Annotated in this window: 26 protein-coding genes and 1 pseudogene; 15 read left to right on the forward strand and 12 right to left on the reverse strand. The window is 68.2% G+C overall.

Annotated elements, in window-relative coordinates:
• Nucleotides 1-136 precede the first annotated feature (136 nt).
• Nucleotides 137-697, forward strand: a complete 561-nt coding sequence (locus CFP71_RS26085) for a hypothetical protein (protein WP_093936586.1) — start codon at nt 137-139, stop codon at nt 695-697.
• A gap of 87 nt (nt 698-784) precedes the next feature.
• The gene (locus CFP71_RS26090; RefSeq protein ID WP_093936587.1) at nt 785-2680 is read left to right on the forward strand and encodes an acyl-CoA dehydrogenase family protein; all 1896 of its coding nucleotides are present in this window, start codon (nt 785-787) and stop codon (nt 2678-2680) included.
• Here the strand turns inward: CFP71_RS26090 and CFP71_RS26095 are convergent.
• A complete protein-coding gene (locus tag CFP71_RS26095) occupies nt 2637-3383 on the reverse strand; it encodes a potassium channel family protein (RefSeq protein WP_093936588.1) in 747 nt (248 codons plus the stop codon). The two genes, CFP71_RS26090 and CFP71_RS26095, sit on opposite strands and share 44 nt — an antisense overlap.
• Nucleotides 3384-3421: 38 nt before the next feature.
• Nucleotides 3422-3805, reverse strand: coding sequence for a pyridoxamine 5'-phosphate oxidase family protein (locus CFP71_RS26100; RefSeq protein ID WP_244199835.1), 384 nt, complete (start codon nt 3803-3805; stop codon nt 3422-3424).
• 163 nt (nt 3806-3968) lie between these two features.
• On the opposite strand from CFP71_RS26100, the gene CFP71_RS26105 reads away from it, so the two are divergent.
• The 3 genes from CFP71_RS26105 (at nt 3969) to CFP71_RS44670 (ending at nt 6051) form a co-directional block, all read left to right on the forward strand.
• Entirely contained in the window at nt 3969-4385 is a 417-nt protein-coding gene (locus CFP71_RS26105; RefSeq protein WP_093936589.1) for a prevent-host-death protein, read from the forward strand.
• Entirely contained in the window at nt 4382-4807 is a 426-nt protein-coding gene (locus CFP71_RS26110; protein ID WP_093936590.1) for a cytotoxic translational repressor of toxin-antitoxin stability system, read from the forward strand. The genes CFP71_RS26105 and CFP71_RS26110 overlap by 4 nt, the downstream gene beginning before the upstream one ends.
• Before the next feature lie 179 nt (nt 4808-4986).
• A complete protein-coding gene (locus tag CFP71_RS44670) occupies nt 4987-6051 on the forward strand; it encodes an HNH endonuclease (RefSeq protein ID WP_208636038.1) in 1065 nt (354 codons plus the stop codon).
• Between the two features lie 293 nt (nt 6052-6344).
• Here CFP71_RS44670 and trhA read toward each other — a convergent pair whose 3' ends face one another.
• Entirely contained in the window at nt 6345-6986 is a 642-nt protein-coding gene (gene trhA, locus CFP71_RS26120) for a PAQR family membrane homeostasis protein TrhA (protein ID WP_093936591.1), read from the reverse strand.
• 131 nt (nt 6987-7117) lie between these two features.
• Between trhA and CFP71_RS26125 the strand changes: the two genes are divergently transcribed.
• Nucleotides 7118-7894: an isoprenyl transferase gene (locus CFP71_RS26125; RefSeq protein ID WP_037306485.1), complete on the forward strand. Its 777-nt coding sequence runs from the start codon at nt 7118-7120 to the stop codon at nt 7892-7894.
• Nucleotides 7895-7954: 60 nt separating this feature from the next.
• On the opposite strand, the gene CFP71_RS26130 is transcribed toward CFP71_RS26125, so the two are convergent.
• Complete coding sequence (locus CFP71_RS26130) at nt 7955-8203, reverse strand: hypothetical protein (RefSeq protein WP_005168170.1); 249 nt, start codon at nt 8201-8203, stop codon at nt 7955-7957.
• Between the two features lie 727 nt (nt 8204-8930).
• Between CFP71_RS26130 and phoH2 the strand changes: the two genes are divergently transcribed.
• Entirely contained in the window at nt 8931-10217 is a 1287-nt protein-coding gene (phoH2, locus tag CFP71_RS26135; protein ID WP_093936593.1) for an RNA 5'-3' helicase PhoH2, read from the forward strand.
• 28 nt (nt 10218-10245) lie between these two features.
• On the opposite strand, the gene CFP71_RS26140 is transcribed toward phoH2, so the two are convergent.
• Nucleotides 10246-11277 (reverse strand): glycosyltransferase family 2 protein, encoded by a 1032-nt coding sequence (locus CFP71_RS26140; protein ID WP_244199836.1) that lies wholly within the window; start codon nt 11275-11277, stop codon nt 10246-10248.
• Nucleotides 11278-11309: 32 nt separating this feature from the next.
• Nucleotides 11310-12749: a GMP reductase gene (gene guaB1 / locus CFP71_RS26145; RefSeq protein ID WP_093936595.1), complete on the reverse strand. Its 1440-nt coding sequence runs from the start codon at nt 12747-12749 to the stop codon at nt 11310-11312.
• Nucleotides 12750-12784: 35 nt separating this feature from the next.
• Here guaB1 and CFP71_RS26150 point away from each other — a divergent pair, with 35 nt between their 5' ends.
• A complete protein-coding gene (locus CFP71_RS26150; RefSeq protein ID WP_093936596.1) occupies nt 12785-13255 on the forward strand; it encodes a DUF309 domain-containing protein in 471 nt (156 codons plus the stop codon).
• On the opposite strand, the gene CFP71_RS26155 is transcribed toward CFP71_RS26150, so the two are convergent.
• Nucleotides 13241-13645: a winged helix-turn-helix transcriptional regulator gene (locus CFP71_RS26155; RefSeq protein ID WP_093936671.1), complete on the reverse strand. Its 405-nt coding sequence runs from the start codon at nt 13643-13645 to the stop codon at nt 13241-13243. The two genes, CFP71_RS26150 and CFP71_RS26155, sit on opposite strands and share 15 nt — an antisense overlap.
• 9 nt (nt 13646-13654) lie before the next feature.
• Here CFP71_RS26155 and CFP71_RS26160 point away from each other — a divergent pair, with 9 nt between their 5' ends.
• Nucleotides 13655-14011: a YybH family protein gene (locus CFP71_RS26160; protein ID WP_244199839.1), complete on the forward strand. Its 357-nt coding sequence runs from the start codon at nt 13655-13657 to the stop codon at nt 14009-14011.
• Between the two features lie 73 nt (nt 14012-14084).
• Nucleotides 14085-15323, forward strand: a complete 1239-nt coding sequence (locus CFP71_RS26165) for an NADH:flavin oxidoreductase/NADH oxidase family protein (protein WP_093936597.1) — start codon at nt 14085-14087, stop codon at nt 15321-15323.
• Here CFP71_RS26165 and CFP71_RS26170 read toward each other — a convergent pair.
• Complete coding sequence (locus CFP71_RS26170; RefSeq protein WP_093936598.1) at nt 15267-15968, reverse strand: Pr6Pr family membrane protein; 702 nt, start codon at nt 15966-15968, stop codon at nt 15267-15269. The genes CFP71_RS26165 and CFP71_RS26170 overlap by 57 nt on opposite strands.
• Before the next feature lie 118 nt (nt 15969-16086).
• On the opposite strand from CFP71_RS26170, the gene CFP71_RS26175 reads away from it, so the two are divergent.
• The 3 genes from CFP71_RS26175 (at nt 16087) to CFP71_RS26185 (ending at nt 17798) form a co-directional block, all read left to right on the forward strand.
• The gene (locus CFP71_RS26175; protein WP_093936599.1) at nt 16087-16902 is read left to right on the forward strand and encodes an NBR1-Ig-like domain-containing protein; all 816 of its coding nucleotides are present in this window, start codon (nt 16087-16089) and stop codon (nt 16900-16902) included.
• A gap of 180 nt (nt 16903-17082) precedes the next feature.
• On the forward strand, nt 17083-17424 hold the full coding sequence (locus CFP71_RS26180; RefSeq protein WP_093936600.1) for a hypothetical protein: 342 nt from the start codon (nt 17083-17085) through the stop codon (nt 17422-17424).
• Nucleotides 17421-17798: a hypothetical protein gene (locus tag CFP71_RS26185; protein ID WP_093936601.1), complete on the forward strand. Its 378-nt coding sequence runs from the start codon at nt 17421-17423 to the stop codon at nt 17796-17798. Before CFP71_RS26180 ends, CFP71_RS26185 begins: the two co-directional genes overlap by 4 nt.
• A gap of 64 nt (nt 17799-17862) precedes the next feature.
• Here the strand turns inward: CFP71_RS26185 and CFP71_RS26190 are convergent, their stop codons facing one another.
• Nucleotides 17863-19374 (reverse strand): ATP-dependent DNA ligase, encoded by a 1512-nt coding sequence (locus tag CFP71_RS26190; RefSeq protein ID WP_093936602.1) that lies wholly within the window; start codon nt 19372-19374, stop codon nt 17863-17865.
• Between the two features lie 46 nt (nt 19375-19420).
• Nucleotides 19421-20263 (reverse strand): helix-turn-helix transcriptional regulator, encoded by an 843-nt coding sequence (locus tag CFP71_RS26195; protein ID WP_093936603.1) that lies wholly within the window; start codon nt 20261-20263, stop codon nt 19421-19423.
• 619 nt (nt 20264-20882) lie between these two features.
• Here CFP71_RS26195 and CFP71_RS26200 point away from each other — a divergent pair.
• Nucleotides 20883-21713, forward strand: a pseudogene (locus tag CFP71_RS26200) (DMT family transporter); the annotation flags it as partial.
• Here CFP71_RS26200 and CFP71_RS45640 read toward each other — a convergent pair.
• Complete coding sequence (locus CFP71_RS45640) at nt 21711-22208, reverse strand: SRPBCC family protein (RefSeq protein WP_425266636.1); 498 nt, start codon at nt 22206-22208, stop codon at nt 21711-21713. The pseudogene CFP71_RS26200 and the gene CFP71_RS45640 sit on opposite strands and share 3 nt — an antisense overlap.
• On the opposite strand from CFP71_RS45640, the gene CFP71_RS26205 reads away from it, so the two are divergent.
• The gene (locus CFP71_RS26205) at nt 22207-22788 is read left to right on the forward strand and encodes a TetR/AcrR family transcriptional regulator (protein ID WP_093936605.1); all 582 of its coding nucleotides are present in this window, start codon (nt 22207-22209) and stop codon (nt 22786-22788) included. The genes CFP71_RS45640 and CFP71_RS26205 overlap by 2 nt on opposite strands.
• On the opposite strand, the gene CFP71_RS26210 is transcribed toward CFP71_RS26205, so the two are convergent.
• Nucleotides 22785-24182 (reverse strand): class II fumarate hydratase, encoded by a 1398-nt coding sequence (locus tag CFP71_RS26210; RefSeq protein WP_093936606.1) that lies wholly within the window; start codon nt 24180-24182, stop codon nt 22785-22787. The genes CFP71_RS26205 and CFP71_RS26210 overlap by 4 nt on opposite strands.
• Between the last annotated feature and the right edge of the window lie 77 nt (nt 24183-24259).

Genomic DNA, 24259 nt, shown 5'->3' on the forward strand with positions numbered 1-24259 from the left:
GAAAGGCCCCTTCATTGCGGTTTCGCCGGGGGAGAACACGAGTGAAAGCCGGCAGTAGCGCGCGTAGCGTCAGTAGCGTTGTAATCATGTAATCGCGGAGGCGAGCATGCACACCTACTTCAGGACGGCGAGACATATGGGACGCGGTGGCTGGAAGGGCCGGGGCGGCTGGCAGCAGGCGGACATCCCGTCGGCGGACGATGCGGCGGCGTGGTTCGGCGGGCGGCTGCCGGAAGGCTGGTTCACCGGGGACCCCGAGGTCACGGTGGACCGCGAAGAGATCGTCATCGTCGGCGAGCTCCAGCCGCTCAGCGGCGAATACGCCGACGACGCCGCCCGCGCGGCGGCCGAGGACGGCCGGATCAGCCGGTTCCGCGAGGAGACCCGCGACGAGCGGATCGAGATCGCGCGCCAGGCCGAGCACCGCTATCAGCGCAAGGTCGCGTGGGGCGCGAGCCTCGGCGGCACGCGGCATCTGTTCACCACCCATTCGGCGCCGGTCATGACCCGGCTGCGGCAGCCCGAACGCCTGGTCCTCGACACCCTCGTCGACGCCGGTGTCGCGCGGTCGCGGTCGGAGGCGCTGGCCTGGGCGGTCCGGCTGGTCGGCGAGCACGCGGACAGCTGGCTCGCCGAACTCCGGGAGGCGATGACCAAGGTCGACGATCTGCGCTCGCAGGGACCGGACCTTTCCTGAAACGTCGGCGAGCTCACAAGGGTCCGTCCTGCGGCTTCCGATGCGGTGCGGCAGTCTGAATCCAGACCGCACCGCATCGGAGGAATCGTGGACGCACCAGGACTTCCCGCGAAGATCGACCCGGACGCGCTGACCACCGTCCTCGATGGACGGTGGGCCGGACTCCGCCGCGCGGTGCGGGAGCAGATGGCGGCGGAGGACTTCAAGGACCCTGCCAGCGACCCTGCCCTCGACATCGAAGCGCACCGGGCCCAAGTACTCGAATGGCTTCGCAAACTCGCCGAAACCGACCGTCCGGGGCTGGGGTTCGACCCGGCGCACGGCGGTGGCGGCGACGTCGGCGGCTCGGTGATGTCGTTCGAGATGCTGGGCTTCGGCGACCTCTCGCTGATGGTCAAGGCCGGGGTCCAATGGGGCCTGTTCGGCGGTGCGGTGCAGTTGCTCGGCACCGAACGCCATCACGAGCGCTACCTGCGCAAGATCAAGGATCTGGAGCTGCTCGGCTGTTTCGCGATGACCGAGCACGGTCACGGCTCGGACGTCCAGCATCTGCGCACCACCGCGACCTATGATCCGGCCACGCGCGAGTTCGTCGTGCACACGCCGGACCGGGGCGCGACGAAGGAGTACATCGGCAACGCCGCCCGCGACGGTGAACTCGCGGTGGTGTTCGCGCAGCTGATCACCGGCGGCGAATCGCGCGGCGTGCACGCGTTCGTGGTGCCGATCCGCGGCGAGGACGTGAGCGGCGTCGAGATCGAGGATTGCGGCCGCAAGGCGGGTCTCAACGGCGTCGACAACGGGCGGCTCACGTTCACCCAGGTGAGGGTTCCGCGCGAGGCGCTGCTCAACCGCTTCGGCGACGTCGCCGAAGACGGGACGTACACGAGCCCGATCGAGAGCGACGGCCGCCGGTTCTTCACGATGCTCGGCACGCTCATCCGCGGCCGGGTCAGCGTCGCGGGCAGTGCCGGCAGCGCGACGAAACGCGCGCTGGCGCTGGCCGTCCGGTACGGCGAGCGTCGCCGTCAGTTCGCGCGGCCCGACGGCGACGAGGTCGTGATCCTCGACTACCGCGCGCACCAGCGGAAACTGCTGCCCGCGCTGGCCACGTCCTACGCGCTGCACTTCGCGCAGGAAGCCCTCGTCTCGACGCTGAACGACATCGCCGAGGACGCGCCGGAAGAAGAGCAGCGAGAGCTGGAATCGCGGGCGGCCGGGATCAAGGCCGTGTCGACCTGGCACGCGACGGCGACCATCCAGGCCGCCCGCGAGGCGTGCGGCGGTTCCGGGTACCTGTCGGAGAACCTGCTCGCCGGGCTGAAGGCCGACACGGACGTCTTCACCACCTTCGAGGGTGACAACACCGTGCTGCTGCAGCTGGTCGCGAAGGGCCTGCTGACCAGCTACAAGGACCATTTCGAGGACTTGAGCCCGCTCGCGACCGCGCGGTTCGTGGCGGAGCAGTTCGTCGAGGCCGTGATCGAACGGACGTCCGCGCGCAAGGTCGTCGAGCGGCTCACCGACGCGGACGACAGCGACGTGCTGTACTCGCGCGAGTGGCACCTGAAGCTGTTCGAAGACCGCGAAGAGCACGTACTCGGCGGCGTCGCGCAGCGTCTGCGTAAGGCCGCTTCGGACCCCTTCGGCGTCTTCAACGACGCGCAGGACCATGTGCTGCGCGCCGGGCGAGCACACGTCGACCGGGTGGTGCTCGAAGCGTTCGTCGGTGCCATCGAGCGCTGCGCCGACGCAGAGGCACGAGAGCTGCTGGAGCGGGTCTGCGACCTCTACGCGCTCGCGAACATCGAGGCGGACCGGGGCTGGTTCCTCGAACACGGACGCCTGACCTCAGGTCGCTCGAAGGCCGTCACCGCCGCGGTGAACGCGTTGTGCGCCGAGCTGCGCCCGCACGCGCGGACCCTCGTCGACGCCTTCGCTATCCCCGAGCAGTACCTAGCGGCTCCGATGCTTCAGGACTGACCCCGGCGCGCTGCTCGGCGAGCTCGGCCCGCAACGCCTTGACCTCGCGGGTCAGCTCGTCGAGATGCTCGCGGGTGACGGCCTGCGCGTTCTCGTCGGCCTCGGTCACTCGCCGGATAAGCCACGACGCCAGAGTCGCGGTGACCACACCGAGCAGCGCGATCCCGGCCACCATCAGCCCGACCGCGACCACGCGGCCGGTGCCGCTGACGGGGTAGCGATCGCCGTAGCCGACCGTGGTGATCGTCGTGATGGACCACCACACCGCGTCCGGGAAGTCGGTGATCGGCGCGTCCGGCTGAGCGCGTTCGGCGTCGAGCACGGCGAGCGCCGAACAGAACACGATCAGCGCCGTCGCGCCCACCGTGTAGACCACGACGCGGCCGCGCAGCGACAGGCCGGCGTTGCGGTTGAGGACGTTGAGCACCGTGACCAGCCGGAGCAGCCGCAACTGCCGGATCAGCGGAAGCACGATGATCGCCAGGTCGAAGATGTTGCTCTTCAGGAACGCCCGTTTGTCCTCGGCGTGCCTGAGGCGGACACCGTAGTCGAGGGCGAAGACCGCCCAGGAGAGCCAGGTGACGACCTCGCACCAGACCCGGCCGGTGTGCCCGAGCGAGGGCTGGAGGATCGGCCAGGCGTAGGCGACCAGGAACAGTACGGCGGCCGCGTTGAGCGGCCACTCCATCCGCTTTTCCCACATCGGACGTCTCCTCACCTGGCCTTTTCCAGGTGCGTACGTTAAGCGATGTCGAGCGCTGTGCCATAGAGTTTCTCGGCTTTGAGGGTCATGAAGAGCCTTCGCTCGCCTTCGGGTGTTCGCGTGACTTCGGAGAGTTCCGTTTTTCCTTCCACGACCGCGAACTTCCAGTGGTCGGCGCTGGAGACGTAGAGCGAAGCGGTGGGGTTGTTGCGGAGCTGCTTGACTTTGAGGCGCTCTTCGGTCGTGCTGATCCGGATCTCACGGGCTTCGGGGTCCCAGGTGTAGACGACCGTGGAGAGATGCGGGCGGCCGTCGCGCTTGAGGGTCGCGAGGGCGCCGAAGGTGTGCTCGGCGATGAAGGCGCTGAGTGCTGCGTCGTCGAGGGGGCGGGGCGGAACGTTCTTGGCCATGGTGGTGATCATGGCTCTCGCGGTGGGGGCGCGGAAGAAGGCACTTTCTTGTGCCAGAGGGAACACGCGTGTGTCCGTCCAGCTCACCGTGGTCGTGAGCGGAATACGTACGCGACGTACTTGACGTACGCGACGTACTGGGGCAGACTGGTCATGACTCGACCGGGAGGTCTCTGTGTCCGCTCTCCACTACGACAGCTACACCGAGGCTCGCGCGCATCTGAAGGATCTGCTGGATGCGGCGGAAAAGGGCCGCGTCGCCACGGTCCGGCGTGATTCGGTTCAGGCCGCCGTCGTGGATGTCGAGCGGCTGCGGTACTTCCTCGCGTCGCTCCTGCCTGCGTCCGCCCAGGTCGTCGCGGAAGGCGGGGGCTGGTCTGTGTTCATCCCAGGCTTGCCGGTGGCGGCGGACGGAGCCACTTTCGACGAGGCGCTGACCGAGATGGTCGATGCGCTGCGGGAGTACGCGGAAGACTGGCAGCTGCGGTTGCTGGACGCGCCGAATCACCGTGACAACTGGGGTCTGGTGCAACTGATCAGCCTGAGCGATGACGATCAATTGCGTGATTGGCTGGCGGGTTCCGCGCGGTGAACTGGCCACAACCCACCCGCAAGGACCACGAATCGTTCTGTCAGATCGAGGAGTGGCGCAGGGTTCGCGATGCCCGCGGCCGGGCGGGCACGCACCACGTCACCTACGAACTCGGTCTCGTGGACGGCCGCGTTCTGCGGACCCGGATCTCGCATCCGGTGGATCGGACCGGGTACGGGAAGAGCATCTGGAAGCATATCCTTCGCGACCAGCTCGACGTCGATGAGCCGTGCTTCTGGTCGTGCGTGCAGGACGGTGTCAAACCAGATCGCGGAGTACCTGTTCCGCAGACCGAAGCTCTTCCGGCTGACCTGGTGCACATGCTGCTCTCGAGGGTCGGCCTCAGTGAATCCGAGGTCGCCGCGATGACCAAGACCGAAGCCATCGCGAGGCTTCAGCAATTCTGGACCGAGAACTCCTGATCCGCGACTAGGTGTACGAGGTTGCCCCGAGCGCGATGAACCAGTGTCCGTTTGCCGTTGGCCGGGTCGGATTTTTCTCTTGGCGTGCCGAAAATAGAAAATTTCGGTAACAAACTGAAGTCATCGCCCGATCATGCAGTCGACGCAAGTGGTCTACCCGGTTGAAGGCATGGAACGCTATGGCGAAGAAGCGGCGAAATCGCGACAATTCAAAGGGCAAGAGAAAGGAGCAAAAGGGTGTCATTCTCTATCATGACATGGCCGTTTATGAAAACTTTGAACGGTGCGCCCTTCGGCTCTTCAGTATTGTGAAGTCGGCGCAGCGCGTAAATCCGGATGCGCCGAGATATCTCTATCTCAGGGTGCAGGGGCATAAGAACAGCAAGGGCGCGTTTGACCATGATGCATGGGAGATAATCAACAATTTTGTCCTCGGTCACCTCGGATCCTACTTGACCGGGATCACCACGCCTATCGCTGAAATGAAAAACGGCAAAAAGCAGTGCAACGATATTCCGGATCAACTTGACATCGTTTACCCGGAAGACGATGACAGCTTTTGGTGCGACGTCGACCTTTTGCCGGTCAAGCCGAGAGAGGTTGTCGGCGTTGAACGAAAGTCGCCCCCCTCTAAGGAGATGATCGCCGACTATCTGGGCATCAGGGATGATCCATGCTGTCTTATCTGTTGGAGTAGGCCGGTCGAACGTGCACATGTTGTTCCGGTGTCACTGGGTGGCTCCATGAATGTTCGAAACTTCGCCCTTCTGTGCAGTGGTCATCATCGAGAGGCTCCCGATATCGCAGATGCCGAAGGGTTTTGGGCCTGGGTTGACTACGCGGAGATGCGAGACTCCGGAAGCAAGTGGGAAGGTGCTTCCGACAAGGTCAGGGAGCACGCCTTGGCGCTCGGTTCAAGGATAGGGAAGATCGATAGATCCGAGCTGGACTTTGTCAGCGCCATCAAGTTTGAACTGAGGCACCTTTATGGGTGGGAGGATGTCGACTTCTCGAATTTTTCGTGGGAGTTGCACGAGGAGTATCATCGAGTGTTGGATGCTGCGACCGGAAGGCACTTCGGTGTCGATAAGAAGGTCTCAACCCATGCTTGGGCCTACAATGTGGCCTTGTACAGGATTGATCGAAACAAGGAATCGCGCTTGAGGCGACGGAGGAAGGTTCTGTTGTTCGATACAATTCCGTCCGAGTCGAGCGATGGGTCCGGATCGTCGACTGCCGGTTGACTTCGCGTCGACGAAGCGAGGGAAGTGCCTATCTGGCTCGCCCCACCTTGTTGTCTCGACGACTACAAGGAGGCGGCGCCGCCATCTCCTTCTCACTGATGTGAGTGTGCCCGGGCGGCCTGGTCGCGGATGACTCGTTCATGGTCGCCTGACGGGCTGCCGCTCCGGCGGTGTGGATCTGGTCAAGGCGGTCGACGGCTTCTTCGGGAGCCTGAGAAAAGGACCAGGCCGTGACCAGGCAGCGTGACGGCCTGGCGACGGCCTGGAAGAGATCCAGAAGGGTAAAAGCCCAGCTAGGCGTACATAGCCAGCCAGATCGCGATGTAGTGCGAGACCGCGGCCAGCACCGTGCAGGCGTGGAAGTACTCGTGGTACCCGAAGGTCTCCGGGAAGTGGTTCGGCCATTTGACGGCGTAGAACACCGCGCCCAGCGTGTAGAACAGCCCGCCGACGCAGAGCAGGACGAGCGCCGCGATGCCGGCGTGCGCGCCCAGTTCGGGCAGGACGAACACGGCGACCCAGCCCAGTGCGATGTAGATCGGCACGCCCAGCCAGCGTGGCGCGTTCGGCCACAGCATCTTCAGGGTGACGCCGCCGATCGCGCCGCCCCAGACGATGGCCAGCACGATGTACCCGGTCGGCTGGGACATCGCCAGAAGGGTGAACGGCGTGTAAGTGCCGGCGATGAACAGGAAGATCATCGAATGGTCGGCGCGCTTCATCCATTCGTATGCTCGTGGGCTCCACAAGCGACGGTGATAGAGCGCGCTGACGCCGAAGACGCCGAGCACGGTCAGGCCGTAGACCGAAGTGGACAAAGCGGCTATAGGCGACACAGTGGACGCCGCGAGACTGATGAGGGCCGCGGCTCCGGCGACGGCGCCGAAGAAGGACCAGAAGTGGAGGTGGCCCCGAAGGCGAGGACGCGTGTCCACCAAGGGCGTGGGGCCGGACGGCTGGGGTTCGGTCTCTACGCTCACTCAGCCAGGTTACGGCACCGTAGGTTTTTTACCAGTGTCCGTGGCGCGTCCCACTGGGGCTCGCGGGGTGACTAGTCTCCACTGGCGTGAGTCTTCGGTCCTTCTTGTCAGACGTCGTGTACAGCGCCTACGGCAGGCGCCTGATCCAGCAGGCCAAAGGGCGCCATCCGCGCCATATCGCCATCATGCTGGACGGGAACCGCCGCTGGGCGCGCGAAGCGGGCTTCACCGACGTCGCCGACGGCCATCGCGCCGGCGCCAAGAAGATCGCGGACTTCCTGAGCTGGTGCAACGAGGCAGACGTCGAGGTCGTCACCATGTGGCTGCTCTCGACCGACAACCTCGGCCGCGCGGCCGAGGAGCTGAGCCCGCTGCTGAAGATCATCACCGACGTGACGGACGAGCTCGCCGCGCCGCACACGCCCTGGCGGCTCCGCATCGTGGGAGCCCTTGACCTGCTGCCGCCGGAGGTCGCGAAGGCCCTCAGCGCGGCCGCGGAGCGCACTGAGGGGCGCTCCGGGATGGAGGTCAACGTCGCGGTCGGTTACGGAGGGCGTCAGGAGATCGCCGACGCGGTCCGCAAGCTCCTGCTCCAGCACGCCGACGAGGGCACCTCGATCCGCGAGCTCGCGAAGATCCTGGACGTCGACCACATCTCCGAACACATGTACACCTCGGGTCAGCCGGATCCGGATCTGATTATCCGCACCTCGGGTGAGCAGCGGCTTTCCGGATTTCTGCTCTGGCAATCGGCGCATTCGGAATTCTGGTTCACCGAAGCTTATTGGCCCGCATTCCGCCGGGTCGATTTTCTCCGGGCGATGCGCGATTACGCTTGGCGGCACCGGCGCTTCGGTTCCTGACCGGTGACATGACGAAGGCCCCGGCGTGCACTCCGGGGCCTTCGACGTCCACACCGAAGATCAGTGGTGGTGGTGCTCCAGCGAGTGGGCCAGCAGCGACGGGGTCAGGACGACACCCGTGTAGGCACCGGCGACCAGCGAGGCAGCGCCGTAACCCAGCGCGCCACCGCCCTCGATGAACGTGTTGTAGGCGTCGCCGAACGTCGGGTCCGGGGTGCCGGTGGTGTCGCCGGTGGCGGCGAACGCGGTCCCGCCGACCATCATGATGCCCGCGGCGACGGCGGAAACGAAACCAGCCTTCTTCAGCACTTCGCACTCCTAGGTAGAGATATTCAGGGGGTCGGGGGCACCGATTCCGGTGGGGGTGTCCCGCAGTGAGAAAATTACTCGCTATTCAAGCTCTGTGACCGTCTGGTAAGCCCATTGTGTGAGCCGAAAAAGGTTCATTTCACTCGGTCCGGTTCTCTGTCTCGGGCACAAAATGCGACCCGCTACCAAGCGTGGTAGAACCTTCGCTTCCATCAGGTGAACGCCCTCTGTCGCGTTAATCCATCCGGGTCACGTCGACGAGCGTCCCTGAATGGTGATCACCACTACATGGGGTGACGGTGACCAGGTGTCGATGTCACGCGACCGACAGTGAGATGACGGTTTGGCGAATCACCGTGGTGGCTGCCTGCGCGATCGGCCGGACGCAGGTACCTTCCGAAAGTGAGAGGTCGCGTCCCATGCGGACTCTCGCGGGAGGCCCTGGTCGTGGCGGTTGTCGACAGGGCGGCACAGCCGCCCAGTGGATGCACGAGGGGGCCGGCACCCGGCCCTCGCGGCCGTGCCGACTGACGTGGTGAGCGTCAGAAGGAGCGGTTAGCCAGGGAGGTGCCCGGCCCAGCGAGTGCGGGCGTGGTGCCACGCCCACGAGGGAGATGCCGTCGTGACTGCGCAGCGTTCACCCCGCAAGGCCTCTGGCCGTTCTTCGACCGGTGCCCCTGGCCCGGAGAAAGCCTCGATCTCGCCCGAATCCCAGCGGTCCACTTACGTGCTCGACACGTCGGTCCTGCTCTCTGACCCCTGGTCGGTGACTCGTTTCGCCGAACACGCGGTCGTGCTCCCGCTGGTCGTCATCAGTGAACTGGAGGCGAAACGTCACCACCCCGAGCTGGGGTGGTTCGCGCGCGAAGCGCTTCGCATGCTCGACGACCTGCGTCGTCAGCACGGCAGGCTCGACGCGCCGATCCCGATCGGTGAGCACGGCGGCACCCTGCAGGTGGAGTTGAACCACTCCGATCCCACGGTGCTCCCGGTCGGCTTCCGCACCGACTCCAACGACCACCGCATCCTCGCCTGTGCGCTCAACCTGGCGGCGGAACGCGCGTCGGTCACGCTGGTGACGAAGGACATCCCCCTGCGGGTCAAAGCGGGTGCCGTCGGCTTGGAAGCCGACGAGTACCGCGCGCAGGAGGTGACGCCTTCGGGCTGGACGGGGATGGCGGACGTGGACGTCCCGCAGACGCTGATCGACGCGCTGTTCAGCGGGTCTTCGGTGGATCCCGCCGAGTTCGGGATGCCCGAGGTGGGTGAACTGCCCTGTCACACCGGGCTGAGGCTGCTCGCGGGCAGCTCCAGCGCGTTGGGCCGGGTCACCGCGGACAAGCGGATCCGCCTCGTGCGGGGTGACAAGGAGGCGTTCGGCCTGCACGGCCGGTCGGCCGAGCAGCGGGTGGCGCTGGATCTCCTGCTGGACTCCGACGTCGGCATCGTCTCGCTGGGCGGCCGCGCCGGAACCGGCAAATCGGCGCTCGCGCTCTGCGCGGGGCTGGAATCGGTGATGGAACGCCGCCAGCACCGCAAGGTCGTGGTCTTCCGGCCGGTGTACGCGGTCGGCGGCCAGGAACTGGGTTACCTGCCCGGTTCCGAGAGCGAGAAGATGCAGCCGTGGGCCCAGGCGGTGTTCGACACCCTCGGCGGTCTGGTCAGCCAGGACGTCCTCGACGAGGTCTTCGACCGCGGCATGCTCGAGGTGCTGCCGCTGACCCACATCCGCGGCCGGTCGCTGCACGACACGTTCGTCATCGTCGACGAGGCGCAGTCCTTGGAGCGCAACGTGCTCCTGACCGTGCTCTCGCGGCTCGGCACGGCCTCGCGGGTCGTGCTCACGCATGACGTCGCGCAGCGCGACAACCTGCGGGTCGGGCGGCACGACGGTGTTTCGGCGGTGATCGAGAAGCTCAAGGGTCACCCGCTGTTCGCGCATGTCACGCTGACCCGGTCCGAGCGCTCGCCGATCGCGGCGCTCGTCACCGAGATGCTGGAGGACCACGGATAGCCGGTCGGGGAGTCCTCTTGGGACAGTCCTAAGAGGACTCCCCGTGCTTCCTTCGCACCGCGGCGAAATCGGCGTCGTAGGTAGGACCGTGGGAAAGGCGGTTCGGCGCCGCCGTGGAGTAGAAACAGGAGATCGCCGGGACGACGAGCGGGTCGCGTTCGGCGGTGAGGCTCAGCAGGAGATCCCAGTCGTCCATTTCGACCAGTGACTCGTCGAAGCGGGCTTCTTCGAGTCCGGCGCGGTGCGCGACGGCGCCGGTGTCGGCGAGGTTCTCCTTGAGCAGGGCTTCGCGGCTGTACGGCTTGAGCAACAGGCGCGGCAGTCCTTCGACGTCGTCGATGACGTATCCGCCGTACGCGGCGGTGATCTCCGGGTGCTCGCCGAACGCCCATGCCAAAGCCTTGAGCCACAAGGGATGCATGGTGTTGTCGTCGTCGAGGTAGGCGACGACGTCGCCGGTCGCTTCGGCGAGGGCCGCGTTGCGCGCGGCGCTGACCCTGTTGTGCGCCACGCGGATCGTGCGGATCCGCGGATCGTCGGGGGCCGCGAGAATCTTGGGCGTGGAGTCCGAGCTGGCGTCGTCGACGACGATCAGTTCCCAGTTCCCGTATCGCTGCGCCCGGACCGACGCGATCGCGCGGGGCAGCAGCGCGGCGCGGTCGTGGGTCGGCAGTACCACCGAGATCTTCGGTGCGGCGGCGAGTTCCAGCGGTTCGAGCCACTGGGTGAAGGTCTGGACGGCGCGGGCGGCTTCGAGCTGACCCGTCCGGAGGTGAAGGCCTTCGAAGGCGGTGTCATGGCTTTCCAGCCAGCCGTCGAGCGCTTCCTGCCGCGAGCCGAGGGCTTCCTGCTTGGCCTCGACGGTGGTGGTGCGCGCGTCGCCGTCCCGCAGTGCCCCGCCGTGATCTTCGAGCCAGGCGGTGTGGTGCTCCAACACCGCGCGCAGGCGCTCGATTTCCGCGGCCTGGTCCGCGAGCGCGGAGCGCAGCTCGGCGATTTCCCCGTTTTCCGCGTGGCGGCGGTCCGTCGCCGCCGCCACGATCCGTCTGAGGCGTCTCACCCGGTGCACCTTAGTGCTTCAGGTGCTTCGGCTCACCAGCCCGACGGCAGCGGGCGCCCTTCCGCGAAGCCCGCGGCGGACTGGATGCCGAGCAGCGCGCGCTCGTGGAACTCCTCCAGTGTCCGCGCGCCCGCGTACGTGCAGGCGGACCGGACGCCGGAACCGATGGAGTCGAGCAGGTCTTCGACGCCGGGGCGAGCCGGGTCCAGCGCCATCCGCGACGCCGAGATGCCCTCTTCGAACAGGCCCTTCTTGGCCCTTTCGAACACGTTGTCCGTGCGCGTGCGGGCGCCGACGGCGCGCTTCGACGCCATGCCGAACGACTCCTTGTACGGCCTGCCCTGCTCGTCGTATCGCAGGTCGCCGGGGGATTCGTGGGTGCCGGCGAACCACGAGCCGACCATCGCCGCGGACGCGCCGGCGGCCAGCGCGAGCGCGACGTCGCGCGGATGCCGCACGCCGCCGTCCGCCCAGACGTGCTTGCCCAGCTCACGGGCCGCGGCGGCGCATTCGGCGACGGCGGAGAACTGCGGGCGGCCGACGCCGGTCATCATCCGCGTCGTGCACATGGCGCCGGGGCCGACGCCGACCTTGACGACGTCCGCGCCCGCGTGGATCAGGTCGCGCGTGCCCTCCGCGGTCACCACGTTCCCGGCGACCACCGGAACGCGCGGGCTGACCGACCGGACGGCCTTGAGCGCGGAGATCATCTTCTCCTGGTGACCGTGTGCGGTGTCGACGACCAGCACGTCGACGCCCGCCGCGAGCACGGCCTCGGCCTTCGCCGCGACGTCGCCGTTCACGCCGATCGCGGCGGCGACACGCAGCTTCCCGCCGTCGTCGACGGCCGGGGTGTAGATCTCCGCGCGCAGCGCCGAGATCTCGGTCAGGACGCCCGCGAGCCTGCCGTTCTCGTCGATGCCGAGCGCGAGACGGCCACCGTGGTCGTGCAGACGCTCGAAAACCTCACGCGGCGGGGTGTTCAGGGGAACCGTGACGACGGCGGGCTCCGCGACGTCGCCGAGCCTCGCGAAGCGGTCTACGCCGGCGCAGGCCGCTTCGTCGACGACGCCGACCGGCTTGCCGTCCTCGTCCACCACGACGACGGCGCCGTGGGCGCGTTTGCCGACCAGGTTCAGCGCGTCGGCGACCGCGTCCCCGCCGGTCAGCACGAGCGGGGTGTCCCACACGGTGTGACGGCTCTTGACCCAGGTGACGATTTCGGCGACCGCGGCCGTGTCGACGTCCTGCGGCAGGACGACGAGGCCGCCGCGCCGGGCGACCGTCTCGGCCATCCGGCGACCCGCGACGGCCGTCATGTTGGCCACCACGATCGGGATGGTCGCGCCGGTGCCGTCCACAGTGGACAGGTCGACGTCGAAGCGGGACTCCACGTCCGAACGGTTCGGCAACAGGAACACGTCGTCGTAGGTCAGGTCGTGAGCGGGCCGGTGCCCGTCGAGAAAGCGCACGAGTCCCCAGGATACCCGCGTGGGACAATGTCGGCATGACCGACCGGGACCGTGACGAAGCCGGACGAGCCCGCAACGCCCGCCCACGGGACGGTCTCGGCAGGCCGCTCCCGTACGGCGCCGACGGGGTCGAGCGGCAGCCCGAGGGCATCGAACGCAGCCCCGAGGCCACCATCGCCGAGGCGCAGCGCCTGCTCGACGCGGGGCGCCCGTTCCACGCGCACGAGGTGTTCGAGGACGCGTGGAAGGCGGCCGACGGGGCCGAGCGCGAGCTGTGGCGCGGTCTCGCGCAGCTCGCCGTGGGCCTGACCCACGCGGCCAGGGGGAACGGGAACGGCGCGGTGTCCCTGCTGGAGCGCGGCGCGGGCAACATCGAGCCGTTCCGCGAGGCCCGGCCGCACGGGATCGACATCCCGGGATTGCAGGCCTGGGCGCGGGAGATGGCCGACGAGGTGAAGGTGCGGGTGCGGGTCGAGCCGGTCGCGCCCCGCCTAAAGGGCCAATAGGGCCGAGCCCGAGCGGTACAGCTCGATCAGCAGCGGCCGCAGTTCGTGGCCCGCCGCGGTGAGCCGGTAGCTGGTCCGGCTCGGGAAGCCCGGTAGTTCCTCGCGGACGGCGAGACGTCGCGAGGTCAGGTCGCCGAGGCGTTCTGTCAGCACCTTCGCCGACACGTCGGGCAACGCCGTGCGAAGGTCGCTGAAGGAGCGGGCCCCGCCCATCAGTTCGCGGAGCACCAGCGTCGTCCAGCGGCCCGAGATCGCGGCGAGCGCGACCTCGACGGGGCAGCCCGGCTCCGGCCGCCGGGTGCGGCCGCGGGCGTCCGGGACGAGTTCGCCGTCGAAGGTTTCCGTTTGGTGACCTGCTTCGCGGTCGGTTTCGCTGTCCGCATGACGCATCACTCCAGTGTGCCTTTGACGGCGGACCCCGCCGAGCATCCCTTCGTCTTCCAAGCCGCCTTCAACACCGGATCCGCCGAAATCCTCGACACCGTCTACGAACCGGACGCCGTGTTCGTCCGCCGGGACGGCGTGCAGGTGAGCGGTGCGGAACGCCGGTCCGCGAACGGCAGGATCCTCGGGCTCGGGAAACCCATCCAGGTCACGCCGCGCCAGGTGCGGGTGGCCGGTGACCTGGTGTTGCTGGTCGTCGATTGGGTCATCGAGGGCCATCTCGCGGCGACGGCCACCGACGTCGCGCGACGCGGCGAGGACGGGCTCTGGCGCTACGTGATCGACAACCCCTTCGGCATCGCCACACCTTGAGTACTCGACATACCGCGAGTATGTTACTTCGAGTAGGGATACTGATCAGTAGGTAACGGCGGAGGAAGCGCGGATGAGCGAGCCCAAGGAACTGCTGGCTGAACCGCTGAAACTGCGGTGCGGCGCGACCCTGCCGAACCGGCTGGCCAAGGCCGCGCTGAGCGAGCAGCTCGGGGACCGGCGCAACCGGCCGACCGCCGAACTGACCGAGCTGTACCGGACGTGGTCCCGGGGCGGTGCCGGGACGCTGATCACCGGAAACGTCATGGTCGACCCGACGGCGCTCGGCGAACCGCGCAACGTGGCGGTACCCCGCGAACCGGACGCGACCGAGTTCAAGCCGTGGGCCCGTTCGGCGGACGGGACCGAGACCCGGCTGTGGGTCCAGCTCAATCACCCCGGCCGCCAGAGCCCGCGCTTCCTGTCCCGTCAGCCGGTCGCGCCGTCGGCGGTGCCGTTCGGCGACCGCGGCATCCGCTCGGTGTTCGCGACGCCCCGGGCGCTGACCGTCGACGAGATCGAAACGATCGTCGACCGCTTCGGCGTGGCCGCGCGGACCGTCGTCGACGCCGGGTTCGCCGGTGTCCAGATCCACGGCGCGCACGGCTACCTCGTCTCGCAGTTCCTTTCGCCGCTGACCAACCAGCGCACCGACGGCTGGGGCGGCGACGCTCTCCGGCGGCGCCGCTTCTTGCTCGAAGTCGTCGCCCGGGTGCGTGCGGAGGTCGGCGACAGCGTGCCGATCGCGGTCAAGCTCAACAGCGCGGACTTCCAGCGCGGCGGGTTCAGTGAGGAGGAATCGCTCGAAGTCGTCCGCGAGCTGGGCGAAGCGGGCATCGACCTGCTGGAAGTCTCCGGCGGCACCTACGAGAAGGCCGCGATGATGGGCTCCGGCAAGGCGAGCAAGACCAGCACTGCCAGCCGCGAGGCCTACTTTCTCGACTACGCCGCGAAGGCGCGACAGGTCACCGACGTCGCGCTGATGGTCACGGGTGGCTTCACCAGCCCGGAAGGAATGGCGGACGCGCTGCGCTCCGGCGCGCTGGACGTCATCGGGCTCGGCAGGCCGCTGGTCGTCGACCCGGGCTTGCCCGGCCGTCTGCTGGACGGCGAGGACGTCCGCGCGCGGCGCACGGCCCCGAAGACGGGGATCCGGCTGGCCGACAGCCTGCTCGAAATCCAGTGGCACACCCAGCAGATGCACCGCGTGGCCGCCGGGAAACCGGTGGACCCGAGGCTCGGCGCGGTGCGGACGTTAGTACGCGCCGGTGTCGCGGATCCGCTCAACGCTTTCCGCCGGGTCCGGGGCTAAGTAGTCGTCGGTGTCATCGCGGCGGCCGAAGGTGCGGTCGAAGCCGACCGCGGCCGCGGCGAGGCCGATGAACAGCAAGCCGATCAGCACGCAGTTGAACGCGACGCCGCCGTAGCCGTTGACGCCAGGGTCGACGAACGGGTACGGGTAGAACCCGATGATCGCGCCGCGCACCAGCGTGACCGCGAGCCAGGCCAGCGGGTACAGCAGCGACCACCACAGGACCCGCCACGACAGCTGCCCGCGCGGCCCGAACAGCAGCCAGCCCGCGACGCACATCAGCGGTGAGACCTTGTGCAGCATCGTGTCGGCGAACAGGGCCCAGCCGTGCAGCTCGTAGAGGTCGGCGAGGGCGACCTGGAAGACGACGCCGGTCACGATGATGCCGACGAGGCCGGTGAGCCGCAGCACGCCGAAGACGGTCGACCGGCCGGCGACCCCGAGCGCGAGCAGCAGGCCGCCGATGCCGACCAGGATGTTCGAGTCGATGGTGAAGAAGGCCAGCAGGTTGGCCACCCGCCCGGCCGGGGTGTGGAAGGTGCCGCCTTCGGTGCCCGCCGAAACCGGGATCTGGGCGGCCAGACCGGCGATCACCACCAGCGCGGTCGCGCCGAACCAGGCGCGCGCGATCTTGGAAGCCTGCATTCCGCCTACTTTATGGGTGATCACGCCGCGACGTCCCGTCACCACCGTGCGCCGCCACTCGATCGGGGGCGGGACGCCGCCGGGCCTTCCCGGCAGGCGGGTCATATCGTGGGAAGCGATGGACGTCGAGCGGAGGCCCGGACGCCGCGGGCGGGTCGCGCGGGGGCCGGTGGAGGACAGCGGGCCCGTCGCCGGGTTCGCGCGACGGCTGTGGGAGCTGAAACGCGCCGCCGGTGACCCGTCCTACGACCGGATGCGCGACGAATACGGCGCGCTCGCCTCCAAATCGGCGCTTTCGGCCGCCGCCCGCGGAGAGCGCCTGCCCAGCTGGGATACGGCCTGGGAGTTCGTCCGTGTGCTGGCCACCGGGGTGCTCGGCGGTGACGAGGACGAGGTCCGCCACGAATGGCGTGGTGAATGGGAGCGCGCGCGGGACGCGTTGACCGCCGACGCGCCGCCCGAACCGGTTCCGGAACGCTCGCGGCGGACGGCGTTCGTCCTTGCCGGGGCCGTCGCCCTCGTGCTCGTCGCGGCGCTGGTGTTCGTGTTCACCGCTCCGTTCGGCTCCGAGCCCGCCGCTCCGGCGGGCGACGCGTCGGAATTCGTCTCCGACGTGACCGTGCCCGACGGCAGCGAGGTCGCGGCCGGATCGACCTTCGTGAAGACGTGGGAGTTCCGGAACGCGGGATCGGTCGGATGGGTCGGCCGCTATCTGGTGCGCGCCGGCTCGTTCGGGAATCCGGGCGAATGCGGCACTCCGGAACGCGTTCCCGTTCCGCAGACCGCGCCCGGTGAACATGTGCGCGTCTCGGTCGAGGTCCACGCGCCGGACCGCCCCGGGCATTGCCAGGTGTACTGGAAGATGGCCGACGAACAGGGCCATATCCTGCTGCCGAACACCCGCGCGGTGTTCTTCTCGGTCCGCGTAATTTGACCTTCGGGGCCGGTGGCCAAAGCGCTGACCTGCGTGGACATTGTTTCCCCGGCCATGGCCATTGCGTGGCCGTGAATCGCTTTCCGAGTGGTCGCCGTCGCCTTTAGCGTCATCGGCGTCCGGGAATTCCGGATGGGGATTTTCCGAAACACTCTCACATTGATCTCGGAAAGGGAATCCATGCGTCCGTACGTCAAGGTCGCCGCACTGGCCGGGGCCACGCTCACCGTGGCACTCCTGCCGGTCACCGCCGCGCAGGCGGCTCCGGCGCCCGCTTCGGGCAGTGATCCGATCATCACCTGCGAATCCGGCTATCACGGCTGGATGCGCCGGGCCGGGAAGGACGCGATCTGCCTGAAGCCGGGCACCCGCACCTGGGACGTCAAGGTCTTCGAATGCGCCGGGGATCTGACGGTGCATTTCAAGAACGGCGAGAAGGCCTATTGCGGGGGAAACATGAAGATCGGCCTCGACCTGGCCGTCCAGTCCAATGTCGTCAAGACCGTTGTGGGGAACCGATGAACAAGAAGCTGCTCGCCGTCGTCCCGGTCGCGCTGGCCGGCACCCTGCTGATGGCACCGTCCGCTTCGGCGGCGTCGAAGGTCTGCGAGGGCGGACCGCTGATGGGCGCGTCGACCAAGGTCGTCGAGGTGAGCGCGGGGCAGAGCATCGACATCACCGTGCACAACCACGACTACCGGGGAATGCTCGTCCAGATCATCGACGACACCTTCGACAAAGGTCTCTGGAGCGGGGGCATCGCGCCCGGCAAGGAGCACACGGTGAAACACGGCGTGCTCGGGGAGCCGCCGGTGGGTCACAAGATCCGCTTCGAGGTGACCTCCAACCTCTCGAACAACTACACGTACAAGATCTCTTCGGACCGCTGCTACTGACGCGTTTCGTCCTCTGGATGCGGTCGTTGCACGCGCAAGGACCGCATCCAGAGGACGAATTGCGTCAGGGCTTGAGGAGGCCGCGGACGGTGTCGATGGTGTCGGCGTCCGCGGCTTCCTTGTCCGGCCGGTACCGCACGACCCGCGCGAAGCGCAGCGCCAGCCCGCCCGGATACCGGGTGCTCACCTGGGCCCCGTCGAGTTCGATCTCGACGACGATCTCCGGGCGTACGTGCACCGCCCAGTCCGTGCGGTGCGTCTCGATCTCCTGGAACGTCTTCGTCTGCCAGGACAGCAACTCGTCCGTCATGCCCTTGAACGTCTTGCCGACCATGATCGGTGGCCCGCCTTCGGGGTCCCGCGCGCCGAGATGCAGGTTCGACAGCGTGCCGGTGCGCCTGCCGTGCCCCCATTCCGCGGCGAGCACGATCAGATCGATCGTGTGCACCGGTTTCACCTTGAGCCACGCGCGCCCGCGACGGCCCGCCGCGTACGGTGACGCGAGGTCTTTGACCATCACGCCCTCGTGCCCGGCGGACATCGCCGCTTCCAGCACTTCGGCGGCGGACGCCGGCGCGACCTCGCCGGGGATGACGTGCTCTCCGGCGACCTTCCGCAGCGCGGCGTTCCGCTCGGACAACGGCGCGTCCAGCAGATCCGCGCCGTCGAGATGCAGGCAATCGAAGAAGTACGGCCGCAGCAGCAACGCCTTGACCTGCTCCTCGCGCGTGCTGCCGAACCGGCTCATCGTTTCCTGGAACGGCCTCGGCCTGCCGTCGTCGGTCAGCGCCAGCGTCTCGCCGTCGAGCACCACCGACGTGCACGGCAGCGCGCGCACGAGCTCCACCAGCTCGCCGACGCTGCCGGTGATCTCCCGCAGTGTCCGCGTGTAGACGTGCACCTCGTCACCGTCGCGGTGGACCTGGATCCGCGCACCGTCCATTTTGTACTCGACCAGCGCCTCGGCGTGCTCGGTGACCGCCTCTTCCAGCGACTCCGCCGGGGACGCCAGCATCGGCCGGATCGGCCTGCCCAGTGCCAGCCTGAACTCGGCCAGCCGCTCCCGGCCGCCGGTCATCGCCGCGAGACCCGTCACCGGCAGCTGCCCGGACAACATGAACGCCCGCCGGACCTCCTCGCCCGGGATCTCGGACGCCGCCGCGATGGCGTCCACCATGATCCCTTCGAGCGCGCCCTGCCGCAGCTCGCCGGTGAGCAGCCGGAACAGGAACTCCTGCTCGTCCTTCGTCAACCTGCTGAACAGCGCCCGCAACGTGTCCGCGCGCAGCTTCACCGACCCCGAACCGGACGCCGCCCCCACCGTGCCGAGCGCCGTGTCGACCTCGGCCACTGTCGACGACGGCTCGGCGGCCGGAGCCGCGTCCAGTTCGGCCAGCGTCCGCCAGCCGGTGCCGATGCGGCCCTGTGTCGGCTGCCCGGTGAGGAACGCGATGACCGCGGGGAGCTCCGGTTCGCCCGCGGCGCGCAGCAGTGCGGCCAGGGTGGCGATCTTCGCCTTCCTGGACCTCGTGGCGGCCAGTTCGGCCGACGCGGTCACCACCGCGGTGAACAACATGGGTCCATCATGAACCCGGGGACCGACAGTTTCCCGCCGAGCGGGTTCAGGCGTGCGCGGGATCGGCGACCCAGCTGGCGAGCAGGCCGAGCGCCCGCTCGCTGTCGGAGCCGGGTTCGGCGGTGTAGATCACCAGGGCCAGGTCCGGATCGTCGGGCAGCCGCAACGTCTCGTAGCGCAGCCGGAGCTCGCCCACGATCGGGTTGATCATCACCTTCCACGAGTGCGCCTTCTCGCGCACGGTGTGCTTCGCCCACAGCTTCCGGAACTCCTCGCTGCCGAGGGAGAGCTCGCCGACGAGCTGGGCGAGATACGGGTCGTCCGGATACTTCCCGCTCTCGGAGCGGAGGTTCGCCACGACCTCCTTCGCCACTGTCGCCCACTCCGGGTGCATCTCGCGGGCGTACTCGTCGAGGAAGAACAGCTTCGGGATGTTGCGCTCGCCGGGCGGCGTGGCGCCGAAGTCGAAGGACAGCGCGCCGCCGAGCGGGTTCCAGGCCAGCACGTCCAGGTAGCGGCCGAAGACGAACGCCGGGGACTGGATCGCGTTCAGCATCAGCTGGAGTTCCGGGCGGATCCGCTGCACCCGCGGCCGCGCGACGCGTTTGCGTTTCGGCGCGGCCAGATTGCGCAGGTAGGTCTCCTCGTCGCGGTGCAGGCGCAGCGCCCGGCTCAGCGATTCGAGGACGGAGTCGGACACGTTGCGCGCTCGGCCCTGCTCCAGCCGCGTGTAGTAGTCGACGCTGATCCCGGCCAGCTGCGCGAGCTCCTCACGCCGCAGCCCGGCGACCCGGCGCTGGTTGAACCCCGTCGGGAGGCCGAGGTCGGCCGGGTCCAGCGCGGCCCTGCGTGCCTTGAGGAAGTCGCCCAGTTCGGCCGTCTCGGTCATGTCGACAAGTATCCCGGAGGCCGCTTGGCCGTGCCTGGCCCTGACAGACCCAGGCGGGCCGAGCCGGTACTTTCGCGTGACCGAGTGGACGGCACGCGTGATCAGACGGACGACACGTGTGTCCAGGCGGACGACACTCGGCGACGGCCGAGTCCCTCGCGTGCCGTCCGTCTGGACACACGTGCCGTCCGCTCAATCACGCGTGCCGTCCCACCGGTCACGCGAAATCGCCCGACCGTAGGTACCTGAGACACGGTTGGCCCTAACCCGAATCGCCACTCACGACCCAGGCGGGCCGGGCCGGTACTTGCCCACCTGCGGTACATGAAGGTCCCCTTCCTTGCGCCAGGCGCAAGGAAGGGGGCCTTCATGTACTTGGGCAGGGTGTGAAGGTCGAGTTTCCTCGGCTGAGCCGAGGGAAGGGGGCCTTCACGCGCCGCCGCTGTGACTTTTGGTGCACCTGGTGCGCAAGTGGTGATATCGAGGTCCGTGAAGGCCTCCTTCCCTACTTTCAGGGTAGGGAAGGAGGCCTTCACGGACCTCCGGTGGACTTATGGTCCAGTCCGGTGACCGTGTTCTGGCTCTGTGCTCAGGGCCAAATCGCCGACATCGTGGACGTATGGACAGCGAACGAAGAGGCGTGACGCTCGGCGTACTGGGGGTGCTGATCGTCGGCGCGTCCGTGCCGGTCACGGGGATGCTCGACGGCTACCCGGTGATCACCGGACAGGCGCTGCGCTACGCGCTGGCGGGAGCCCTCCTGCTGGCGTGGGCGCGGCTGCGCGGACAGCCGATGCCGCTGCCGGGCCGGCGCGACTGGCCCGCGCTGATCGCGCTCGCGGCGACCGGGATGATCGGGTTCCAGGCGTGCCTGCTGTTCGCGCAGCGCTACGCCGAACCCGGACTGGTCGCGGCCTTCCTCGGCGGTACGCCGCTCGTGCTCGCCCTCGCCGCCCCGCTGGCCAAGGGAAAACGGCCGTCATGGGCGCCGGTTGCCGGGGCCGTGCTCGCCGGACTCGGGATCGCGGTGCTGTCCGGCGGCGGCGCCGCGCGCTGGCAGGGACTGGTGCTCGCGGCGCTGGCGATGGTGTGCGAAGCGCTGTTCACCCTGCTCGCCGTCGGCGTGCTCGAACGCCTCGGCGCGTTGGCGACCGCGACCTGGAGTTGTTGCGCCGCGGGCGTCGGCGGCGCGGTGGTCGGCACGGTCGCGGACCCGTCCGCCGCCTGGGTGTGGCCGGACGGACGTGAGCTGATCGCTCTCGGCTACCTGACGGTCGTCGTCACCGCGATCGCGTTTCTCCTTTGGTACTCGGCGGTTTCGATGCTGGGCGCTGATCGGGCCGGGGTGCTGGTCGGGCTGATGCCGGTCTCCGGACTGGCCGTCTCACTCCTGCTGGACATGCAGGACTTCCGCTTCTCCCAGCTGATCGGGGTCGCGCTGGTGTCTTCAGGCGTCGTGCTCGGCCTGCGCCGCGAGCGAGACGAGCTTGGCGCACTTGACGTCGAAGTGCTTGACGACGTCGCCGCCGATGACAGCGACCATGACCGCGCGCATCGGCCCGGCGAGGGTGATCTCCTGGACGAACTCCGTCCCGCCGTCGACCGCGCTCAGCCGCAGCGCGAGATCCATGGCGCCGAACGGAATCGGCTGGCGAATGGCGATCTCGCGGTCCTGGACCCAAGACGTGATCGTGAACGGCTCGGCGACCCGTGAGTGCACGCGGCCACGGAATCCGCTCGGTACGAGGAAGCCGGTCGTCCCCACCTCGGCCGGGCCGTGCAGTTCGGCGCCGGTGAGGTCGGGATCCCAGTCCGGCCAGCGGGTGAAGTCGGCCAGCGACGGCCAGAGCGCCGAAGGCGGGCAGGGAAGGATTCGACGGGAGATCCTGGTCCAGGTCATACCCGGACGATATACGGAACTATCAGTCTCGTAAACTGGGTGCATGGCGAGAGGCAGGCCGAGGGAAGAAGGAATCGACGACGCGGTCCGCGAGGCTGTGCGGGCGTTGCTGACCGAAAGCGGTTACCAGCGCTGCACGATCGACGCGGTCGCGGCGCGGGCGGGCGTCGGCAAGGCCGCGGTGTACCGGCGCTGGCGTTCGAAGGCGGAACTCGTGTTCGCCGCGGTGATCCACCCCGTCGAACTCGAACCGCCGGAGGACACCGGCTCGCTGCGGGGTGACGTGGCTGCGGTTCTCGGCGTGATACAGTCCTCTTTGGACGGTCCGGAGGTCAAGAGCGCGCTGCCGTCGCTGCTCGCCGACGTCCGCGCGGATCCGGCGCTGGAAGCGCGCTTCGGCGAGGCCTTCCTCGGGCGTGAACGTGGATATCTGGTCCTGATGCTGGAAAGGGCCGTCGTGAGAGGGGAACTCTCGCGACGGCCCGATCCGGCTCTCGTGCACTCGATCCTGCTCGGCCCGGTGCTGACGTGGCTGCACCTGTTCACCGAGAAGCCGCCTTCGGGAGGGCTGGCGGCTTCGCTCGCCTCACCGCTCCACGCGGCCGTGGTCGCTCTCGGCGCTTAGCGGCCTCCGCGCGCCATGCGGAGTACGTCGAGGGCTTCGTCCAGCTGGGCTTCGGTGAGCTTGCCGTTCGCGACGTGACCGCGTTCGATCACGACCTCGCGGATCGTCTTCAGCTCCTTGAGAGCCTGCTTCGCGATGGCCGCGGCCTCTTCGTAGCCGATGTAGGAGTTGAGCGGCGTCACGATCGAAGGCGAACCCTCGGCGTACTCGCGCGCGCGGTCGGTGTTCACGGTCACGCCCGCGAACACCTTGTCCGCCAGCAGCCGCGACACCGCCGCGAGCAGCCGCGCCGATTCGAGCACGTTGCGCGCGATCACCGGCAGGTTCACGTTGAGCTGGAAGTTGCCCGCCGCACCCGCGAAGGCCACCGCCGCGTCGTTCCCGATCACCTGGGCGACCACCTGCAGCGTCGCCTCCGGGATCACCGGGTTCACCTTGCCCGGCATGATCGACGACCCCGGCTGCAGATCCGGCAGCGCCAGTTCGGCGAGCCCGGTGCGCGGGCCGGAGCCCAGCCAGCGCAGGTCGTTCGCGATCTTGTTCAGCGACACCGCGACCGTGCGCAGATGCCCGGACGTCTCGACGACGCTGTCCTGCGTCGCCTGCGCCTCGAAGTGGTCACGCGCCTCGGTCAGCGGAAGACCGGTCACCGAAGCCAGCTCCTGCGAAACTGCCGCGCCGAAGCCCTCGGGCGCGTTCAGCCCGGAACCGACCGCGGTCCCGCCGATCGGCAGTTCGCCGAGCCGCGGCAGGCCCGACTTCAACCGCTCGACACCGAACCGGACCTGTGACGCCCACGCGCCCGCCTCCTGGCCGAAGGTGATCGGCACGGCGTCCATCAGGTGCGTGCGGCCGGACTTCACGATGCCCGCCCATTCGGCCGCCCGGGTCTCGATGGCGGCGGCCAGGTACTCCAGGGCCGGGACGACGTCGGACAGCACGGCTTCCGTCGCGGCGACGTGGATCGTCGTCGGGAAGGTGTCGTTCGACGACTGCGAAGCGTTGACGTGGTCGTTCGGGTGCACGTCGCGGCCCAGCGCCCTCGACGCGAGCGTCGCGATGACCTCGTTGGCGTTCATGTTCGACGAGGTCCCGGAACCGGTCTGGAACACGTCGATCGGGAAATGCGCGTCGTGCTTGCCTTCGGCGACCTCGTCGGCGGCCTTCGCGATGGCTTCGGCGACGTCGGCGTCCAGCACGCCGAGTTTCGCGTTGACCCGCGCGGCGGCAGCCTTCAGCAGGCCGAGCGCGCGGATCTGGGCGCGCTCCAGGCCACGGCCGGAGATCGGGAAGTTCTCGACGGCGCGCTGCGTCTGCGCGCGGTAGAGGGCGTCGACGGGGACGCGCACCTCACCCATGGTGTCGTGTTCGATCCGGTATTCCTGTTCAGCCATACCCCAAGTCTCGCGCAGCGGCTCCCTGCGCGCTCCGTGTCTTTCGGCACGCGAGGGCTAGGATCGAATGTGTTCTC

This window comes from Amycolatopsis thailandensis (genome assembly GCF_002234405.1).
Taxonomy (GTDB): Bacteria; Actinomycetota; Actinomycetes; order Mycobacteriales; family Pseudonocardiaceae; genus Amycolatopsis; species Amycolatopsis thailandensis.

What these genes read in the sequence shown, in the direction of transcription:
- CFP71_RS26085 (WP_093936586.1), top strand. Translation starts at nt 137, where the DNA reads ATGGGACGCGGTGGCTGGAAGGGCCGGGGCGGCTGGCAGCAGGCGGAC.
- CFP71_RS26095 (WP_093936588.1), bottom strand. Translation starts at nt 3,383, where the DNA reads ATGTGGGAAAAGCGGATGGAGTGGCCGCTCAACGCGGCCGCCGTACTG.
- CFP71_RS26100 (WP_244199835.1), bottom strand. Translation starts at nt 3,805, where the DNA reads ATGATCACCACCATGGCCAAGAACGTTCCGCCCCGCCCCCTCGACGAC.
- CFP71_RS44670 (WP_208636038.1), top strand. Translation starts at nt 4,987, where the DNA reads ATGGCGAAGAAGCGGCGAAATCGCGACAATTCAAAGGGCAAGAGAAAG.
- CFP71_RS26150 (WP_093936596.1), top strand. Translation starts at nt 12,785, where the DNA reads ATGACCGACCGGGACCGTGACGAAGCCGGACGAGCCCGCAACGCCCGC.
- CFP71_RS26155 (WP_093936671.1), bottom strand. Translation starts at nt 13,645, where the DNA reads ATGCGTCATGCGGACAGCGAAACCGACCGCGAAGCAGGTCACCAAACG.
- CFP71_RS26165 (WP_093936597.1), top strand. Translation starts at nt 14,085, where the DNA reads ATGAGCGAGCCCAAGGAACTGCTGGCTGAACCGCTGAAACTGCGGTGC.
- CFP71_RS26170 (WP_093936598.1), bottom strand. Translation starts at nt 15,968, where the DNA reads ATGCAGGCTTCCAAGATCGCGCGCGCCTGGTTCGGCGCGACCGCGCTG.
- CFP71_RS26175 (WP_093936599.1), top strand. Translation starts at nt 16,087, where the DNA reads ATGGACGTCGAGCGGAGGCCCGGACGCCGCGGGCGGGTCGCGCGGGGG.
- CFP71_RS26180 (WP_093936600.1), top strand. Translation starts at nt 17,083, where the DNA reads ATGCGTCCGTACGTCAAGGTCGCCGCACTGGCCGGGGCCACGCTCACC.
- CFP71_RS26185 (WP_093936601.1), top strand. Translation starts at nt 17,421, where the DNA reads ATGAACAAGAAGCTGCTCGCCGTCGTCCCGGTCGCGCTGGCCGGCACC.
- CFP71_RS26190 (WP_093936602.1), bottom strand. Translation starts at nt 19,374, where the DNA reads ATGTTGTTCACCGCGGTGGTGACCGCGTCGGCCGAACTGGCCGCCACG.
- CFP71_RS26195 (WP_093936603.1), bottom strand. Translation starts at nt 20,263, where the DNA reads ATGACCGAGACGGCCGAACTGGGCGACTTCCTCAAGGCACGCAGGGCC.
- CFP71_RS26205 (WP_093936605.1), top strand. Translation starts at nt 22,207, where the DNA reads ATGGCGAGAGGCAGGCCGAGGGAAGAAGGAATCGACGACGCGGTCCGC.
- CFP71_RS45640 (WP_425266636.1), bottom strand. Translation starts at nt 22,208, where the DNA reads ATGCACCCAGTTTACGAGACTGATAGTTCCGTATATCGTCCGGGTATG.
- CFP71_RS26210 (WP_093936606.1), bottom strand. Translation starts at nt 24,182, where the DNA reads ATGGCTGAACAGGAATACCGGATCGAACACGACACCATGGGTGAGGTG.